This window comes from Paenibacillus ihbetae (genome assembly GCF_002741055.1).
GTDB classification, from domain to species: domain Bacteria; phylum Bacillota; class Bacilli; order Paenibacillales; family Paenibacillaceae; genus Paenibacillus_AQ; species Paenibacillus_AQ ihbetae.
In genome coordinates this window covers 2,287,292-2,304,664 of sequence record NZ_CP016809.1, presented here as the reverse complement: position 1 = coordinate 2,304,664, position 17,373 = coordinate 2,287,292, and the positions used below count along the sequence as shown (strand labels likewise).

Genomic DNA, 17,373 nt, shown 5'->3' with positions numbered 1-17,373 from the left:
ACGGACAGGAGGTGAAGGGCATGCCGAACCATAAAGCAAGAAAAACGGAGAATCAGCAAAACAAGGCAAGCATTCTCGAAGAGAGCAAAACCTTGAAGCCGAAGAAGGCTGCGGACTATGTTCCGAGCCTGAATGAGATTCCGAAGGGCGAATCGTAAGCTTGGGGACGGGACAGACCCTTTAATCATTCTTTTTGGCCGTCTTGTAAGAAGGGCCCGGCGATTCATTCGGCCGGCGTCGCTCTTATGGGCGGCTTCTTACGCTTTTCGTCAGCATATCCCGCCAAGGAATTATGCGATCGCCGCGACGGCATGGATCTTCAACACATGCGATCATGTCAAAACGTCACACAACCTATCCCTCGCTCACTAAGGAGCGGAGTTTTCCGGTGTACTTCTCGATCATGCAGATTTATAATATGGTGAGAACGTAAGTATACAAGCCGGGGGTCATACGTAAGGCCCGATTCGGCCGGCTGGTCATGGGGGGCGGGAGCATACGTGAGAACCGCGCTGATTGTATGGTTTATATTCATTAATGCGGTTGCCTATCTGGTCATGTCCGAGGACAAGCGGCGTGCCAGGCTGGGACGGGACCGCGTTCCCGAACGGACGCTGTTTCTGCTGGCTGCGGTCGGCGGCGCTTTAGGCGCATGGATTGCGATGTATCGGAAGCGTCATAAAACAAGGCATTTATCGTTCAAGCTCGGCATACCGCTGCTGTTGTTTTTGAACGCGGTGCTGTACGGGTATTTCTGGAGTTAGTCTTAAAGTAGGTTCCTACATACGACGGAATTGCCATTAAAGCAAGTTAGACGGCCCGGTTCAAACGCAGGCATACCGGGTAAAGCATTCATATAACAGTAGGTCTTCAGTCTTATCACATAGGAAAGAGGTGGCCTGTATGCTGTTTACGAACATTCTACTGGCTTACGACGGCTCTAAAGCGGCGAACAAAGCGCTCGGACGCGCGGTCGAGCTGACCAAGGCGAATCCTGACGCTAAGCTGCACGTGGTTCATGCTTATGACTTTCCGCGTTTTTTTGTCGGGGAAGGACTGGCTCCGATTCCCGCTTCGCTTAATAAAGACGTATACGATATTGCGGTGCAGACGACAGAAGAAATCAAGGAGCGCATCGAGCATTCGGGTGTTAACGGGCAGGTCAACATGATTCAGGGAGCGCCTGCCGAAGTGATTTTGGAATATGCCAAACAGAACGACATCGATCTTATCGTGATCGGCAGCCGCGGCCTGGGCGGCATTCGCGAGTTCGTGCTCGGGAGCGTCAGCCATAACGTGGTGCAGCATGCCACCATCCCGGTGCTTGTGGTGAAATAGAGGCTTGGTTCAATCAAAAGTACGACATTAAACGAGGGTATTCTGAAAGATCATGGATCTTGCAGGAGTGCCCTTTTATTTTTTCTCGATATTCTAAGGGTATTCATTTAGAGCTCCTACCGAGGGGGTTCACCAGTATTCGCGAATTCGGCCCGAAACGCAGGGATCCCGGTGCAGACCTAGACAGGGCCACTAACTCAGGGTATCGTGTTGCTTGTTAACGCGGCCATAACGTTATGTTTGGTTAAATACGAACATTAAATTTTCAATATTTGAGAATGTTCGGGTTTAGGTTGACATGAGGTGTCAGAGATTGATAAACTGAGGATGTTGAGGTTCAAAAGAACTTATTGAGCAGATTAATGATTGAGCAGATTAATGAAAAATGTGGATTTGGCAAAAATCCTGGGAATTAAATATTTCTCGTATAAAGCCGGGGATATGGCCCGGAAGTCTCTACCCGGAAACCGTAAATTTTCGGACTACGAGGGAGTACACACGGTGCGGCAGGATGAGCGGGCCAAGGCTTGATGACCGCCGCTTGGGCGGGTTTATCTTGATCGCTTGAGTTCGCTTCCCCACCATGTCTATGTTGACATCGGGCGGCAGCGTTCGTATTCCTTGTATGTCCGAGACCAGCACAGCATTGTGTTTACGGGATCGGACTTTTTTCATCTGTATGGAATGAGGTTACTGGATCTCACGCAAAGCTTTCCGATGAAGCAGCGGTCAGCGCAGGAGGCTTTGCAGGGGATTTCAATATTACTGACATTAATCATGGGAAAGCGGGGGTGCTCATGGCAGCGCAAGTTGGAGTCATTATGGGCAGCAAATCGGATTGGGAGACCATGTCTGAGGCATGCAAGGTGTTAGATGAATTGGAAATTCCGTATGAGAAAAAGGTCGTATCCGCGCATCGCACGCCTGATCTGATGTTTCGGTACGCCGAAGAGGCGGAGGGCCGGGGGATTCGCGTCATTATCGCCGGCGCCGGCGGCGCGGCGCATCTTCCGGGAATGGTAGCCTCGAAGACGGTGCTGCCGGTCATCGGCGTTCCGGTGCAATCCAAATCGCTGAACGGGCTGGATTCGCTCCTGTCGATCGTGCAGATGCCGGGCGGCATTCCCGTCGCTACCGTCGCGATCGGCAAGGCCGGTGCCGTGAATGCGGGACTGCTCGCCGCGCAAATCTTGGGCGCTTCGGATGCGGAGGTCCGTGCCAGAGTGCAGGCACGGCGGGACCGCATACGCGATGAAGTGCTGGAAAGCGGCGATAGCCTATGACGGAGCGTCAGACATTGCAGCAGACGGCTGCCGGGAGACGGCTTCTGCCGGGCTCGGTGATCGGCGTCCTCGGCGGCGGCCAGCTGGGCCGCATGATGGCGCTGGACGGCGTCAAGATGGGGTATTCGTTCGTCACCCTGGACCCGACTCCGAACGCGCCGCTCGGACAGATTGCCGAGCAGATTACGGCAGGCTATGACGATGTGGAAGCCGCACGCAAATTAGCGGAGAAGGCGGATGTCATTACGTACGAATTCGAGAATGTGGATGCGGGCGTGGCCAAGCTGCTGGAGGAGCAGTCTTACGTGCCCCAGGGCAGCAAGCTTCTGTATACGACGCAGCATCGGCTGCGCGAGAAAGCGGCGATTGAAGCGGCTGGCGTGCCGGTCGCCCCGTATCGTGAAATCAATAGCTTGGAAGATTTGTTATCTGCAGCTGACGAGCTTGGACTTCCATGCATGCTAAAGACGGCTACCGGAGGTTATGATGGTAAGGGGCAAGCCGTTCTTCGCAGCGAGGAGCAATTGCGGCCGGCGTATGAGGCGCTGGCTGCCGGCGGGGCCGAGCTCGTGCTGGAGAAGTTCGTGAAGTTCGTCTGCGAGATTTCCGTCATCGCGGCGCGCACGCCAAGCGGCAGCGTCAAGAGCTTCCCGCCGGCGGAGAACGTGCATGTCAACAATATATTGCATCTATCCATCGTCCCAGCGCGAGTGCCAAGCGATATACAGCTCAGAGCCCGTCAGCTTGCCGAGCGCGTGGCAGAGGGCTTGAACGCGGCAGGGCTTCTGGCCGTGGAGATGTTCGTGACGGAGGAAGGGGAGCTGTACGTGAACGAGCTTGCGCCCCGTCCGCACAACTCCGGCCACTATACGATGGAGGCTTGCGCCACATCGCAATTCGAGCAGCATGTCAGAGCGATCTGCGATCTGCCGCTCGGCGATACGACGCTGCTGAGCCCCGTGGTCATGGTTAACGTGCTGGGGCAGCATTTGGAAGCAGCGGTGCAGCGCTTTGGCGAACATGATGAGCTCGCCGAGTCGCTTGGCGTCGTGCCGAAGCTTCATCTGTACGGCAAGAGCGAGGCGAAGGCGAACCGCAAGATGGGTCACATCAACCTGCTGTGCGGGGATGTCAGGGACGCCTTGGAGTGGGTAGAGAAAACTAATATTTGGAGGCAGGATTAAACGATGATTGAACGTTACAGCAGACCGGAAATGCGGGCGATCTGGACCGAGGAGAACAAATTCAGAGCATGGCTGGAGGTTGAACTGTGCGCATGCGAGGCTTGGGCCGAGCTTGGGGTGATCCCGAAGGAAGATACGGTGAAGCTTCGCCAGAACGCATCCTTTGATATCGAACGGATCTATGAAATCGAGCAGGAGACGCGGCATGACGTGATCGCGTTTACCCGCGCCGTATCGGAGAGCCTTGGCGACGAGCGGAAATGGGTGCATTACGGGCTGACCTCCACGGACGTGGTGGATACCGCGATGGGTTACCTCCTTAAGCAGGCGAATGAAATTTTGGAGCAGGACATTCTTCGGTTTATCGGTATTTTGAAGGAGAAAGCCATTGCCTACAAATACACGCCGATGATGGGCAGAACGCATGGCGTTCATGCAGAGCCGACTACATTCGGTCTGAAAATGGCGCTGTGGCACGAGGAAATGATCCGCAACCTGGAACGCTTCCGCCATGCCGCCGACAACGTCCAGTACGGCAAAATTTCCGGCGCGGTCGGCACCTATGCCAATATCGACCCGTACGTTGAGGAATTCGTATGCCGCAAGCTGGGCACGAAGCCGGCGCCGATCTCGACGCAGACGCTGCAGCGTGACCGCCATGCCGAATATATGGCGACGCTCGCGCTGATCGCGACATCGCTGGAGAAGTTTGCAACCGAGATCCGCGCGCTGCAGAAGAGCGAAGTGCGTGAGGTCGAGGAAGCTTTTGCAAAAGGTCAAAAAGGCTCTTCGGCTATGCCGCATAAGCGCAATCCGATCGGCTCGGAGAACATCTCCGGTCTGGCCCGCGTGATTCGGGGCCACATGATCTCCGCTTATGAGAACGTGTCGCTGTGGCATGAGCGGGATATTTCCCACTCCTCCGTGGAACGCATCATTCTGCCGGACGCCACGATGCTGCTGAACTATATGCTGAACCGTTTCGGCAACATCGTGAAGAACCTGACGGTCTTCCCTGAGAACATGAAGCGCAACATGGCCCGCACGTACGGCGTGCCATTCTCCGGCCGCCTTCTGACGAAGCTGATCGACAAGGGCTTCAGCCGCGAGCAGGCGTACGATACCGTGCAGCCTCGTGCCATGCAGGCATGGGAGGAGCAGCGTCAATTCCGTGAAATCGTAGAGGCGACTCCCGCTATTACGGAAGTGCTCAGTCCCGAGGAAATCGAGGATGCCTTTAATCCAAGCTGGCATCTGAAGCATGTCGATACGATTTTTGCCAAGCTCGGACTGGAATAGCATATGTCGCGAATTTATCCGTTTTTAGAATAAGGATAGAAAGATCGATTTCGACGAAATCGAATAATTAGAATTTAGCAGTCTCCTGAATAAAAGCCTTCCAAACGGAAAGCTGCATTGCAAGCATAGGTTGTCCCCGGATTTTATCATCGATCACGGAAATCCGGGGAACCAAAGATCGGAAAATAACCTGCACTCGCAGATAAGGATGTTGCAAACATCCTTGTAGGGGCGCAAAGCGCTCCACAGGAGCAAACAAGTCCCGAAAAGGGACTTGGAGCGAAGAGCGGCTTTCAATCCGCAAGGTATGGAGCGACATGGTTTAGTTCGCCGATCCATTGTGCACGGAAGCGGCAGGGATGGAATTTAGCAGGAATCTTTAAATAAACAGGCAGACAAGCTGCAGTCTAAGGGGAGGAACCTATGACATTACCGGCATTATCGACCGCCGCCCACCTGATCCATGCACCGCTGCTCTACAAGGGCAAGGTCCGTGAGCTTTATGATCTGGGTGAGCATGTACTCATCGTAGTAACCGACCGCATTTCCGCTTTTGACTATGTCCTAGAGCCGCCCGTACCGGCTAAGGGAACGGTGCTGAATAAGCTGAGCGCCTTCTGGTTTGAGCAGACGAAGGGCCTGATCGACAACCATATGGTGCATACCGACGTGAACCGGCTGGGGGATGCCGTGAAGGATAAGACGCTGCTGGACGGGCGGATCATGGTATGCCGCAAGGCCGAGCGCATTGATATCGAATGCGTTGTCCGGGGATATATTACCGGCGGCGGCTGGCGGCAGTATCAGTCCACGGGCGAGGTAAACGGCATTAAGCTGCCGGAGGGCCTGCGCAAGAACGAGGCGTTTCCGGAGCCGATCTTCACGCCGGCCGCGAAGAACGATGTCGGTCACGACGAAGACATCTCGCTCGCCCGGATGAAGGAGCTTGTGGGCGAAGAGCTGGCACTGCAGCTGCAGGACAAAAGCTTGATGCTGTATACATTCGCCCGCGACTACTGCCGGAAGCACGGCATCATTCTAGCCGATTGCAAGTTCGAGTTCGGTTTGATCGACGGCGAGATCGTCCTGATCGACGAAATTTTCACGCCGGATTCCTCCCGTTTCTGGGATGAAACCAACTATGCGCTGGACATTGAGATCGACAGCATGGACAAGGAGCCTGTACGCACGTACCTCGCTTCTTCCGATTGGGACAAGAACAGCGAGCCGGATCCGCTTCCGCTGCATGTGGTGGAGGAGACGACGCACCGCTATACCGATATTTACCGCCGGCTGACGGCAGCAAGCTTGTAATACGAGCAGTCCTTTATACTATTTATTCATACCGAGGAGGAGCAGGAGAACATGTTGAAAGCTAAGGTTTACGTCACGATTAAACAGAGCGTTTTGGATCCGCAAGGGGTCGCGGTGCAGGGGGCGCTTCATTCGATCGGCTACAAGGAAGTGGAGAGCCTGCGGATCGGTAAGTATATGGAGCTTGAGCTGAATACGGATAACCGTGAAGAGGCTGAGCAGCGCGTCAAGGAAATGTGCGAGAAGCTTCTGGCGAATACGGTGGTCGAGAACTACCGTTACGAATTGGAGGGCTAAAACCATGAGATTTGCAGTGCTGGTCTTTCCTGGCTCCAATTGTGATATTGACTGTTACAAAGCGGTGGAAGAGACAATCGGGCAGCCGGTGGATTATGTGTGGCATACGGCAACGGATTTATCCCCGTACGATTGCATCTTGGTGCCCGGCGGGTTCTCCTATGGGGATTACCTGCGGTGTGGTGCGATTTCCCGGTTCGCCCCGGTAATGAACGAGGTGGCGAAGGCGGCAGAAGAGGGCAAATATATTCTTGGCATCTGCAACGGATTTCAGATTTTAACGGAGGCGGGACTCCTTCCGGGGGCGCTGCGCCGCAACGCTTCGATGAAATTCCGCTGCCATGACAGTGTGCTGAAAGTGGTCAACAGCTCAACGCCGTTCACGCGCGAATATGCGGAAGGACAGGAGATCGTCATTCCGATCGCTCACGGCGAGGGCAACTATTACTGTGATGAAGAAACGCTGAAGAGGCTCCGGGACAACCGGCAAATCGTATTTACGTATCAAGATAATCCGAACGGCTCCGTCGCGGACATCGCAGGCATCTGCAACGAACGCGGCAACGTGATCGGCATGATGCCGCATCCGGAGCGGGCGGTAAGCAGCCTGCTCGGTTCGGAAGACGGCAAGGCAATGTTCACATCCATATTACAGGCATGGAGGGATACTCATGGCGCAGCAAACGTCCGTTAAGGAACCGACGGCAGAACAGATTGCAGAGCATCAGATTTACAAGCAGATGGGAGTTTCGGACAGCGAGTACGAGCTGATCTGTTCCTTCATGGGACGCAAGCCGAACTATACGGAGATCGGCGTATTCAGCGTCATGTGGTCCGAGCACTGCGCGTATAAGAACTCCAAGCCGCTGCTGCGCCGCTTCCCGACCAGCGGGCCGCGCGTCCTGATGGGACCCGGCGAAGGCGCGGGCATCGTCGATATCGGCGACAACCAGGCGGTCGTATTCAAAATCGAAAGCCATAACCACCCGTCGGCCGTTGAGCCTTACCAAGGCGCGGCCACTGGCGTGGGCGGCATTATCCGCGACATTTTCTCCATGGGCGCAAGACCTGTTGCGATCCTGAACTCCCTTCGCTTCGGCAAGCTGGAGAGCGACCGCGTGAAGTACTTGTTCGAGCATGTTGTATCCGGGATCGCCGGCTACGGCAACTGCATCGGAATTCCGACGGTCGGAGGCGAGGTTGTCTTCGACGAGAGCTATGAAGGCAATCCGCTGGTCAACGCGATGTGCGTCGGCATTATCGATCATGACAAAATCCAGCGCGGTGTAGCTAAAGGGGTCGGCAATCCGGTGTTCTACGTCGGACCGCCGACAGGGCGCGACGGCATTCACGGGGCAACGTTCGCTTCCGTCGAATTGACCGAGGAGTCCGAAGCGAACCGCACGGCCGTTCAGGTTGGCGACCCGTTCATGGAGAAGCTCGTCATGGAAGCCTGCCTTGAGCTGATCGACTCCGGCATCGTGCTCGGCATTCAAGACATGGGCGCGGCAGGCCTGACCTGCTCCAGCGCGGAAATGGCAAGCAAAGCGGGTAACGGGCTTGAGCTGTATCTGGATCAAGTTCCGCAGCGCGAGGAAGGCATGACGCCTTACGAAATGATGCTGTCGGAATCGCAGGAACGGATGCTGTTCGTTGTCGAGCCGCAGCATGAGGCGCAGGCGCGTGAAATTTTTGATCGCTGGGGCGTGATTTGCGCCAAGGTCGGAAAGGTGACCGATGACGGTCGTCTGAAGCTGTTCCACCACGGCGAAGTCGTCGGCGACATGCCGGTTACGGCTCTTGTTGACGAGTGCCCTGTATATAATAAACCGTCCGAGGTACCTGCTTATTACAAAGAGCAAGCCTCGGTCGACACGCTCCGCTACGATGAAGTGAAGGATCTCGGGGGAGCGCTGAAGCAAGTGCTCGGCTCGCCAAGCCTTGCAAGCAAAGCATGGGTGTATAACCAATATGATTATATGGTCCGCACCAGCACTGCCGTACGTCCGGGCTCGGATGCGGCCGTCGTGACCGTTCAAGGCACGCGCAAGGCGCTGGCAATGACAACGGACTGCAACGGGCGTTATGTATATCTCGACCCCGAGCTCGGCGGCAAGATCGCCGTCAGCGAAGCGGCGCGCAATATCGTATGCTCCGGGGCCGAGCCGCTGGCGATCACGGACAACCTGAACTTCGGCAGTCCGGAGAAGCCGGATATTTTCTGGCAGATGGAAAAAGCCGTGGACGGCATGGCGGAAGCCTGCCGCGAGCTGGGAACGCCGGTGATCGGCGGCAACGTCAGTCTGTATAACGAGAACGCCAAAGGCGCGATTTACCCGACGCCGGTTGTCGGCATGGTCGGCCTGATCCACGACACGGATCATATTACGACGCAAGGCTTCAAGAACGAGGGCGATCTGATTTATGTACTCGGCGAAACCTATGCCGAGCTTGGCGGCAGCGAGTTCCAGGCCGTGGTGCATGGCGTATCCGAAGGACGGCCGCCGCAGCTCGATCTGGAGAAGGAGAAGAAGCTGCTTAGCGGTGTGCTGAAAGCGATCCAGGCCGGTTTCGTTCAATCCGCGCATGATGTGTCGGAAGGCGGACTTGCCGCAGCGCTTGCGGAGAGCTGCATCAGCGGCAATGTCGGTGCAACGATCGAATGGTCGACCGACCTTCGCAGCGACATCGCCCTCTTCAGCGAAAGCCAATCCCGGATCGTATTATCCGTATCCCCGGATCATAAAAATGCGCTGGAGAAGCTCCTTCAAGAAGCCGGCGTTCCATTCAACGCGCTTGGCGTTGTAGGCGGAAGCAAGCTCAGCATGAACATTAACGGTGCTTCTGCGCTGAATGAATCCGTGGAGGCTTTGAAATCCGTCTGGGAGGATGCCATTCCATGTCTCATGAACTGATACCCGAAGGATTATGGACAGGGGATTATTACAATGAGGGAACAGGTAAGAGCGATATATTCGATACATTAAAAGAAGAGTGCGGCGTATTCGGGGTGTTCGGTCATCCCGATGCCGCCTCCCTATCCTATTACGGACTGCATGCCCTGCAGCACCGGGGAGAGGAAAGCGCGGGCATCTGCGTGGCCGATGGGGACAGCTTCAATTATCACCGCGACATGGGCCTGGTGAAGGAAGTATTCGACAAGAATAAGCTGGAATCGCTCAAGGGAAACATGTCGATCGGGCATGTGCGCTATTCCACCAGCGGAGACAGCCGGATTACCAACGCACAGCCCCTTGTCTTCAAATACCGGGAGGGCAATCTGGCGATTGCCACGAACGGCAATATCGTAAATGAGCCGATGCTCCGGCGCGAGCTGGAGAAAGCGGGCTCGATCTTCCAGACGACGAGCGATACCGAAGTCATTGCGCACTTGATCGCGCGCTCGCCGAAGGACTTCGTCGAAGCGGCGAAGGACGCGCTGCAGCGTCTAGTCGGCGGGTTTGCATTCCTGCTGATGACCAATGACAAGCTGCTGGTTGCGTCCGATCCGAACGGGCTGCGTCCGCTGACGATGGGCCGCCTGGGCGACGCTTATATTTTCACTTCCGAGACGTGTGCGCTCGAAGTGATCGGCGCGGAGACGATCCGCGATGTCGCTCCCGGGGAGCTGCTCATTCTCGATCGCGACGGCTTGCGCGAGGAGCGCTATACGGCGCCGGGCCGCAAAGCGCTGTGCGCGATGGAGTACATTTATTTCTCCCGCCCGGACAGCGACCTGAACGGCTCGAATTTGCATTCGGCCCGCAAGCGGATGGGAAGCCGGATGGCGCTGGAATCTTTTATCGATGCGGATGTCGTTACAGGCGTTCCCGATTCCAGCATCTCGGCAGCTATCGGTTATGCCGAGCAGACCGGTATCCCTTATGAGCTGGGGCTGATCAAGAATAAATATACGGGCCGGACGTTCATCCAGCCGAGCCAGGAGCTGCGCGAGCAGGGCGTGAAGATGAAGCTTAGCGCCGTGCGTCGCGTGGTCGAAGGCAAACGGGTCGTCATGATTGACGATTCGATCGTGCGGGGAACCACCTCCCGCCGGATCGTCAACCTCCTTCGCGAAGCGGGGGCGACCGAAGTGCACGTTCGGATTACCTCGCCGCCGTTCAAGAATCCCTGCTTCTACGGCATCGACACGCCGGACCGCCGGGAGCTGATCGCCTCTTCCAAGAGCATCGAGGAAATCTGCCGGGAGATCAATGCCGACTCCTTGTCCTTCCTTAGTGTGGAGGGGCTGATCTCGGCCATCGGCGGCTATGACGAGCAGAGCTATAAAGGCGGTTTATGCCTTGCTTGCTTCGATAATGATTACCCGACACCGATTGATTTTGACGGGGAAGAGAAGATGGGCTGCAGCTGTTAAGATTAACTCTTGAAGGTACCTGGAATGAGTCCTGAGACCCTCGCGCCGCTCCTATTGAACCTCGATGTAGGGGGGCGGGAGGGCACCAGGGATCATGGTGAACAGGGTCCTATCTCCGTAACTTGCAGATGTTTTTTCACCGTTTAGCGGATGATTGATTAAGGCCATAAATGATTAGTGCACTGATTCTTTCTTTTAAATGAAAAGGAGTGTTAGACGCGTGTCGGATACTTACAAACAAGCAGGCGTGGATATCGCAGCAGGCAACGAAGCGGTAGAGCGGATGAAAAAGCATGTCAAAACGACATTCAGACCGGAAGTCATGACGGATCTCGGCGGTTTCGGCGCCCTGTTCAAGCTGAATAAAGACCAATATGAAGAGCCGGTACTCGTCTCGGGCACCGATGGCGTCGGCACGAAGCTGAAGCTTGCATTTGCGATGGACCAGCATGACACCATCGGAATCGATGCGGTAGCCATGTGCGTGAACGACATTGTGGTGCAAGGCGCGGAACCGCTCTTTTTTCTCGACTATTTGGCCTGCGATAAGGTGATTCCTGCCAAAATTGAGTCCATCGTCAAAGGCATTGCCGATGGCTGCAACCAGGCCGGCTGCTCCCTGATCGGCGGGGAGACGGCGGAAATGCCGGGCATGTACAGCGAGGGGGAGTACGACATTGCCGGCTTCACGGTGGGCATTGTCGACAAGTCCAAAATGATCAACGGATCGAATATCGCGGCAGGCGATACCGTGATCGGCCTGGCTTCCAGCGGGGTGCACAGCAACGGGTTCTCGCTTGTGCGGAAGCTGCTTCTGGAGGATTCCGGGTACTCGCTGCAGCAGGAGGTTCCGGAGCTGGGGGGACGCCTTGGCGACGTGCTGCTGGCACCGACCAAAATCTACGTCAAACCGCTGCTGGGCTTGCTGAAAGAGATCGAAGTGAAGGGCATGGCGCATATTACGGGCGGCGGATTCATCGAGAACATTCCGCGTATGCTGCCGGATGGCGTCAATGTCGACATTGAGTACGGAACCTGGCCGATTCTGCCGATCTTCAAGCTGATGCAGGAGAAGGGCGGCATTTCCAATAAAGACATGTTTACGACATTTAATATGGGGATCGGCATGGTTCTTGTCGTGAACGAGAGCGATGCGGATCAAGCGCTGGCGTATCTCCGCTCGGCGGGTGAAGAGCCTTATGTCATCGGCCGCGTAACGGAAGGCGAGCGTGTCGTCACCTTTACGGGGGCTGAAGTGTAATGAAGGCCAATCGGATTGCGGTATTCGCTTCCGGGAGGGGCAGTAATTTTCAAGCTTTGGTGGAGGCTCAGCGACAGGGCTTGTTGGGAGCCGAAATCCGGCTGTTAGTCTGCGACAAGCCGGAGGCTCCTGTCGTAGAGCTGGCGAAGGCCGCGGATGTCGACGTTTTCGTTTTTCAACCGAAAGCTTATGCCTCGAAGGAAGCGTATGAGCGTGAAATTGCGGCGGAGCTGGACCGCCGGGACGTGGATTTGCTCGTGCTTGCCGGATACATGCGGCTGCTCAGCCCATCGTTTGTCGAAACGTACAGCGGGCGAATCATCAATATTCATCCGTCCCTGCTGCCGGCTTTCCCTGGCAAGGATGCCATCGGCCAGGCGGTCGAGTACGGCGTGAAGATGACGGGGGTAACCGTGCATTTTGTAGACGGAGGCATGGATACAGGTCCCGTCATCGCCCAGCGGGCTGTCGGAGTACGGGAAGGCGATGGCGCGGCTGCGCTGGCGGAACGGATCCATGAGGTCGAACAGAAGCTGTATTATGAAGTCGTATCGTGGTTCGCCGAGGGGCGGGTTTCGCTGAACGGGCGCCATGTGACTATAGCTGATAACGTGCAGGACGTTGAACATTAGGTATGCGTGAAAAACCTGAATTGGGCTAGTGAATCTAGTATGTTGGTATGCAGGCAGGTTCGCTGCTGGTTGCTGTAGGCTCGTTGCAGGCTCCTGCAGGATCGATGCTGGTTCTTTGCAGGTTGCTGTAGGCTCTTGCAGGTTCTATGCTGGTTCTTTCAGGTTGCTGTAGGCTCGCTACAGGTTCGTGCAGGTTCGATGCCGGTGAGTTGTTCCTTTTCGCAAGTACTAACGCATAGGGATCAATGATTTCCGGACGTTTTTCTTCTAAAAGCGGACAAGCTTGCACAGATAATCGACATGTTCGATATTTCTCGGGAAATAATTTGGAATTATCGTGTATCGACAGCATCTACGGATTCAAGACAGGGTGTTTTTGCAGAACGAGGCGACAGAAAACGTTGGCAAGGGATTCTTAGGGGGGGCAGCAGCTCTAAAGAGCAACTCCCTTTTAGGTACTTGTTGGGCTGAAAAGGAGCCGCAGAGTGGTGTACAAGTCCCTTTTAGGTACTTGTAGGGTCGAAACGGAGCCGCAGAGCGTAGACAAGTCCCTTTTAGGTACTTGTCGGGTCGAAATGGATTCGCAGAGCGGCCGCCCAAGTAGACGCCTACCGGTTGCGGCTGGCAATCCCTAGCGCAAAGGGAAGACATTACTGTGCAGGTTCTCGCAAAAATGGCGGAAGTCGTAAGGTAAAAAGTTTTTTCATTCAAATGAGGGGGTATGGACGTGGGTATCAAAAGAGCATTGGTCAGCGTTTCGGATAAAACCGGCATCGTGGAATTTTGCCGTGAGTTGTCTTCATTGGGTGTAGAGATTATTTCGACAGGAGGAACCAAGAGTCTGCTCGCCAAAGAAGGCGTCCCTGTCATCGGCATCTCCGATGTGACGGGCTTCCCTGAAATTTTGGACGGCCGCGTGAAGACGCTCCATCCTGCGGTGCACAGCGGGTTGCTGGCGATTCGCGACAGCGAAGACCATCAGCGTCAGATGAAGGAGCTGGGCCTGGATTACATTGACCTCGTGGTCGTGAATCTGTACCCGTTCCAGGAGACGATTGCCAAGCCGGATGTCGAGTATGAGGATGCCATCGAGAACATCGACATTGGCGGACCGACGATGCTGCGCTCGGCTGCGAAAAACCATGCATTCGTAAGCGTTGTTGTCGACGCTGCGGACTATGGCAAGGTGATCGAGGAGATCCGTGCAGGCGGAGATACGACATTGGAAACACGCAAACGGCTTGCAGCCAAGGTATTCCGCCACACGGCCGCTTACGACACATTAATCTCCGAATATTTGTCGAACGTAACCGGCGATCCGCTCCCAGAACGCTTCAGCGTCACTTATGAAAAAATCCAGGATCTTCGTTATGGCGAAAACCCTCATCAAAAGGCTGCATTTTACCGCAAGCCGCTGGCACCTGTCGGTACGCTTACGACAGCCGAGCAGCTGCACGGCAAGGAGCTGTCCTACAACAACATCAATGACGCGAACGCCGCGCTGCAGATCGTGAAGGAATTCGACGAGCCTGCGGTCGTTGCCGTGAAGCACATGAATCCGTGCGGCGTCGGAATTGGCGCAAACGTATTGGAAGCTTACAAAAAAGCGTACGACGCGGACCCAACCTCCATCTTCGGCGGGATCGTAGCCGCGAACCGGACGATCGATGCGCCTACGGCCGAGCTGCTCAAGGAAATTTTCCTTGAAATTATCCTGGCCCCGGATTTTACGCCGGAAGCCCTTGAAATTCTGACGAAGAAGAAAAACATCCGCCTGCTGAAAATGGGCGAGTTCGGTTCGGCGAAGGAGCGTCAAAGCACGCTCGCCGTTACGACGATTGAAGGCGGCATGATCGTTCAGGAGAGCGACGTGCATTCCCTGGATCCGGCGGACCTGAAGGTCGTTACCGACCGCGAGCCGACCGAAGCGGAGCTGAAGCAGCTGCTCTTCGGATGGAAGGTCGTAAAGCACGTGAAGTCCAACGCCATCGTATTGGCGGCAGACGATATGACCGTGGGTGTCGGCGCAGGACAAATGAACCGCGTCGGCTCTGCGCGCATTGCAGTTGAGCAGGCAGGCGAGAAAGCAAAGGGCGCTGTTCTGGCATCGGATGCGTTCTTCCCGATGGGAGATACGGTTGAACTGGCCGCGAAAGCAGGAATTACCGCCATCATTCAGCCGGGCGGCTCCATCAAGGATGAGGAGTCCATCAAGGCTGCGAACGAGCATGGCATCGCGATGGTATTTACCGGCGTTAGACACTTCAAACATTAATAACACCAAGAGCCCGGGCCCATATCTGCTCGGGTTCTCACATCATTAGCGGGATAAACGATTTACGGAGTGAAATGATACGAACTTGTGTGGGATAACGATGGCGTAGTAAATGATACGGACTAGTGTGTGATAAACGATTTACCTAATGAAACAAAATGGACTTGTCCAAATGGATAGGAATATGAGGAGGGGTAGCATGGATATTCTGGTCATCGGCGGCGGCGGCAGGGAGCACGCCATCGTATGGGCACTGGCAAAGAGCCCGAAGGCAGGCAAGATTTATTGCGCGCCCGGCAATGCAGGTATCGGCCAGTTGGCCGAATGCGTGCCGATCGCCGTTTCGGAGTTTGACAAGCTGACCGCTTTTGCGGTGGAGAAGCAGGTTGGCCTCGTCGTGGTAGGACCGGACGACCCGCTGGCGGACGGCATCGTGGATGCGTTTGACGGCACGGGCATCCCGGTATTCGGTCCTCGCAAAAATGCCGCTGAAATCGAGGGCAGCAAGACGTTCATGAAGGATCTGCTTCATAAGTACGGCATTCCAACGGCAGCTTATGCGAAATTCGACGACTACGAGGAGGCGCTGGCCTACCTGCGCCGCCAAGGGGCGCCGATCGTGGTGAAAGCCGACGGACTTGCGGCAGGCAAAGGCGTTACCGTAGCGCGAACGCTCGAAGAAGCGGAGAAGGCGCTTAGCGATATTATGCAATCCAAGGTATTCGGCGAAGCCGGCAGCCGGGTCGTGATCGAGGAGTTTCTTGAGGGTCAGGAGATGTCGATTTTGGCTTTTGTCGACGGGGAAACCGTCAAACCGATGTCTGCCGCCCAAGATCATAAGCCGGTAAATGACGGCGACCAAGGACCGAATACGGGGGGAATGGGGACCTATTCCCCGCTGCCGCATATCGATCCTTCCATCATCAAGGAAGCGGTCGAAACGATCATCAAGCCGACGGCGAAAGCGATGGTAGCCGAAGGACGTCCGTTCCGCGGCGTATTGTTTGCCGGCTTGATGATTACGCCGGACGGCAAGCCGAAAACGATCGAATTCAATGCAAGATTCGGCGATCCGGAAACCCAGGTTGTGCTGCCTCGCCTCCAAACGGATTTGCTCGAGGTGTTCCTTGCGACCGTGAACGGAAAGCTTGCGGATCTGGAGCTCGAATGGAGCGAAGACGCTGCGGTATGCGTCATCTTGGCTTCCGGCGGTTATCCGGCATCGTATCCGAAAGGGATTGCAATCTCCGGTCTGGACGATGAGCAGGAAGGGACGATTGTATTTCACGCAGGAACCTCCCGCGATGCCGATGGAACCTGGAGGACGAATGGCGGGCGTGTGCTCGGCGTGGTCGGTCTTGGAGCGGATATCGCTGCAGCTCGGGCGAAGGCTTATGCTCGGGCGGAGTCGATTGCGTTCGAGGGAAAGCATAACCGGACGGATATCGCGCTGAAGGCGCTGGTCTAAGATTCTAAGAGCTTTTTCCAAAGCTTATAAACCAAATACGGGTACATCAAGGGAGTCTTCGTTGCGAAGGCTCCTTTTGCATATAGTCGGAACTGGGTTTATGCGTATAGATTCTGTCTGGAGCTTTTAACTAACCCGAGTGCACCCGCACCCGGGTCAGCTGTTTTCAGGACCTCGCAATTGCATCAACAATTCGCTGTCCAATCGACAGCATCCTCGGCTGGAGGCAGGCAGTGAGTGAGCGAAACGCCAGTATTTATGGTGTGTAAGGTTCATTCTGTCAGTGAAAGAGAAGGCTGAGCTTTGTGTGCAAACGTTTGTGCAACAATGGAGCATTTTTCGGCCGATCATGTCCGATTTGGAGAGAAAAATCACTGAATTGCACAGGATCTTGCGCATATATTTTTACGATAACCTACGATATAGGGTGATTGAGCGAGATAACATAGGATTTTAGCCGAAAATTGGGGATAAATGATCTGTGCAAACGTTTTTGCAATCAATCCGAAATGTTGTATGATGTCTACAGTGGATGAAGCGCTTTCTCACCGGAATTTTTCCTTGGTTTCTCGCCAAACGTTACATAGAAAAAGAGAGGCTGAAAATTTTCTGAAATCGTTTGCGCAGATTTCCAACATTTCTGA

The 17,373-nt window shown here is 55.2% G+C and carries 15 protein-coding genes and 1 riboswitch; all 15 genes read left to right on the top strand.

Annotated features, from left to right (window positions below; translation table 11 throughout):
• The first annotated feature begins 20 nt into the window (after positions 1–20).
• Positions 21–158, top strand: coding sequence for a hypothetical protein (locus tag BBD41_RS29985; protein WP_007132738.1), 138 nt, complete (start codon positions 21–23; stop codon positions 156–158).
• Between the two features lie 342 nt (positions 159–500).
• Positions 501–764, top strand: a complete 264-nt coding sequence (locus BBD41_RS10385; RefSeq protein ID WP_028406383.1) for a DUF1294 domain-containing protein — start codon at positions 501–503, stop codon at positions 762–764.
• A 139-nt stretch (positions 765–903) separates the two neighbouring features.
• The gene (locus tag BBD41_RS10380; RefSeq protein WP_077569755.1) at positions 904–1,338 is read left to right on the top strand and encodes a universal stress protein; all 435 of its coding nucleotides are present in this window, start codon (positions 904–906) and stop codon (positions 1,336–1,338) included.
• A 403-nt stretch (positions 1,339–1,741) separates the two neighbouring features.
• Positions 1,742–1,843, top strand: a riboswitch (purine riboswitch).
• 292 nt (positions 1,844–2,135) lie between these two features.
• A complete protein-coding gene (gene purE / locus BBD41_RS10375; protein WP_077570667.1) occupies positions 2,136–2,621 on the top strand; it encodes a 5-(carboxyamino)imidazole ribonucleotide mutase in 486 nt (161 codons plus the stop codon).
• A complete protein-coding gene (gene purK, locus BBD41_RS10370) occupies positions 2,618–3,805 on the top strand; it encodes a 5-(carboxyamino)imidazole ribonucleotide synthase (protein WP_099477538.1) in 1,188 nt (395 codons plus the stop codon). Before purE ends, purK begins: the two co-directional genes overlap by 4 nt.
• A 3-nt stretch (positions 3,806–3,808) precedes the next feature.
• A complete protein-coding gene (gene purB / locus BBD41_RS10365; protein ID WP_077569753.1) occupies positions 3,809–5,104 on the top strand; it encodes an adenylosuccinate lyase in 1,296 nt (431 codons plus the stop codon).
• 423 nt (positions 5,105–5,527) lie between these two features.
• Positions 5,528–6,418: a phosphoribosylaminoimidazolesuccinocarboxamide synthase gene (locus BBD41_RS10360; RefSeq protein ID WP_099477537.1), complete on the top strand. Its 891-nt coding sequence runs from the start codon at positions 5,528–5,530 to the stop codon at positions 6,416–6,418.
• Between the two features lie 51 nt (positions 6,419–6,469).
• Positions 6,470–6,715, top strand: coding sequence for a phosphoribosylformylglycinamidine synthase subunit PurS (gene purS / locus BBD41_RS10355; RefSeq protein ID WP_007132730.1), 246 nt, complete (start codon positions 6,470–6,472; stop codon positions 6,713–6,715).
• Positions 6,716–6,719: 4 nt separating this feature from the next.
• Positions 6,720–7,409: a phosphoribosylformylglycinamidine synthase subunit PurQ gene (gene purQ / locus BBD41_RS10350; RefSeq protein ID WP_099477536.1), complete on the top strand. Its 690-nt coding sequence runs from the start codon at positions 6,720–6,722 to the stop codon at positions 7,407–7,409.
• Positions 7,387–9,630 carry a phosphoribosylformylglycinamidine synthase subunit PurL gene (gene purL / locus BBD41_RS10345; protein ID WP_099477535.1) on the top strand — a complete coding sequence of 748 codons (2,244 nt, stop codon included), beginning with the start codon at positions 7,387–7,389 and terminating at the stop codon, positions 9,628–9,630. The genes purQ and purL overlap by 23 nt, the downstream gene beginning before the upstream one ends.
• Positions 9,615–11,093 carry an amidophosphoribosyltransferase gene (gene purF / locus BBD41_RS10340; RefSeq protein ID WP_099477534.1) on the top strand — a complete coding sequence of 493 codons (1,479 nt, stop codon included), beginning with the start codon at positions 9,615–9,617 and terminating at the stop codon, positions 11,091–11,093. Before purL ends, purF begins: the two co-directional genes overlap by 16 nt.
• Before the next feature lie 220 nt (positions 11,094–11,313).
• Positions 11,314–12,354: a phosphoribosylformylglycinamidine cyclo-ligase gene (gene purM / locus BBD41_RS10335; RefSeq protein ID WP_099477533.1), complete on the top strand. Its 1,041-nt coding sequence runs from the start codon at positions 11,314–11,316 to the stop codon at positions 12,352–12,354.
• Positions 12,354–12,986: a phosphoribosylglycinamide formyltransferase gene (purN, locus tag BBD41_RS10330; protein ID WP_099477532.1), complete on the top strand. Its 633-nt coding sequence runs from the start codon at positions 12,354–12,356 to the stop codon at positions 12,984–12,986. Before purM ends, purN begins: the two co-directional genes overlap by 1 nt.
• 727 nt (positions 12,987–13,713) lie before the next feature.
• Positions 13,714–15,261 (top strand): bifunctional phosphoribosylaminoimidazolecarboxamide formyltransferase/IMP cyclohydrolase, encoded by a 1,548-nt coding sequence (gene purH / locus BBD41_RS10325; protein WP_099477531.1) that lies wholly within the window; start codon positions 13,714–13,716, stop codon positions 15,259–15,261.
• 199 nt (positions 15,262–15,460) lie between these two features.
• On the top strand, positions 15,461–16,729 hold the full coding sequence (gene purD / locus BBD41_RS10320; RefSeq protein WP_077569744.1) for a phosphoribosylamine--glycine ligase: 1,269 nt from the start codon (positions 15,461–15,463) through the stop codon (positions 16,727–16,729).
• The last annotated feature ends 644 nt before the right edge of the window (positions 16,730–17,373 follow it).

Bases quoted from the DNA above. Each gene is read 5' to 3' on its own strand.
- BBD41_RS29985 (WP_007132738.1), top strand. From the start codon at position 21: ATGCCGAACCATAAAGCAAGAAAAACGGAGAATCAGCAAAACAAGGCA.
- BBD41_RS10380 (WP_077569755.1), top strand. From the start codon at position 904: ATGCTGTTTACGAACATTCTACTGGCTTACGACGGCTCTAAAGCGGCG.
- purE (WP_077570667.1), top strand. From the start codon at position 2,136: ATGGCAGCGCAAGTTGGAGTCATTATGGGCAGCAAATCGGATTGGGAG.
- purK (WP_099477538.1), top strand. From the start codon at position 2,618: ATGACGGAGCGTCAGACATTGCAGCAGACGGCTGCCGGGAGACGGCTT.
- purB (WP_077569753.1), top strand. From the start codon at position 3,809: ATGATTGAACGTTACAGCAGACCGGAAATGCGGGCGATCTGGACCGAG.
- BBD41_RS10360 (WP_099477537.1), top strand. From the start codon at position 5,528: ATGACATTACCGGCATTATCGACCGCCGCCCACCTGATCCATGCACCG.
- purS (WP_007132730.1), top strand. From the start codon at position 6,470: ATGTTGAAAGCTAAGGTTTACGTCACGATTAAACAGAGCGTTTTGGAT.
- purQ (WP_099477536.1), top strand. From the start codon at position 6,720: ATGAGATTTGCAGTGCTGGTCTTTCCTGGCTCCAATTGTGATATTGAC.
- purL (WP_099477535.1), top strand. From the start codon at position 7,387: ATGGCGCAGCAAACGTCCGTTAAGGAACCGACGGCAGAACAGATTGCA.
- purF (WP_099477534.1), top strand. From the start codon at position 9,615: ATGTCTCATGAACTGATACCCGAAGGATTATGGACAGGGGATTATTAC.
- purN (WP_099477532.1), top strand. From the start codon at position 12,354: ATGAAGGCCAATCGGATTGCGGTATTCGCTTCCGGGAGGGGCAGTAAT.
- purD (WP_077569744.1), top strand. From the start codon at position 15,461: ATGGATATTCTGGTCATCGGCGGCGGCGGCAGGGAGCACGCCATCGTA.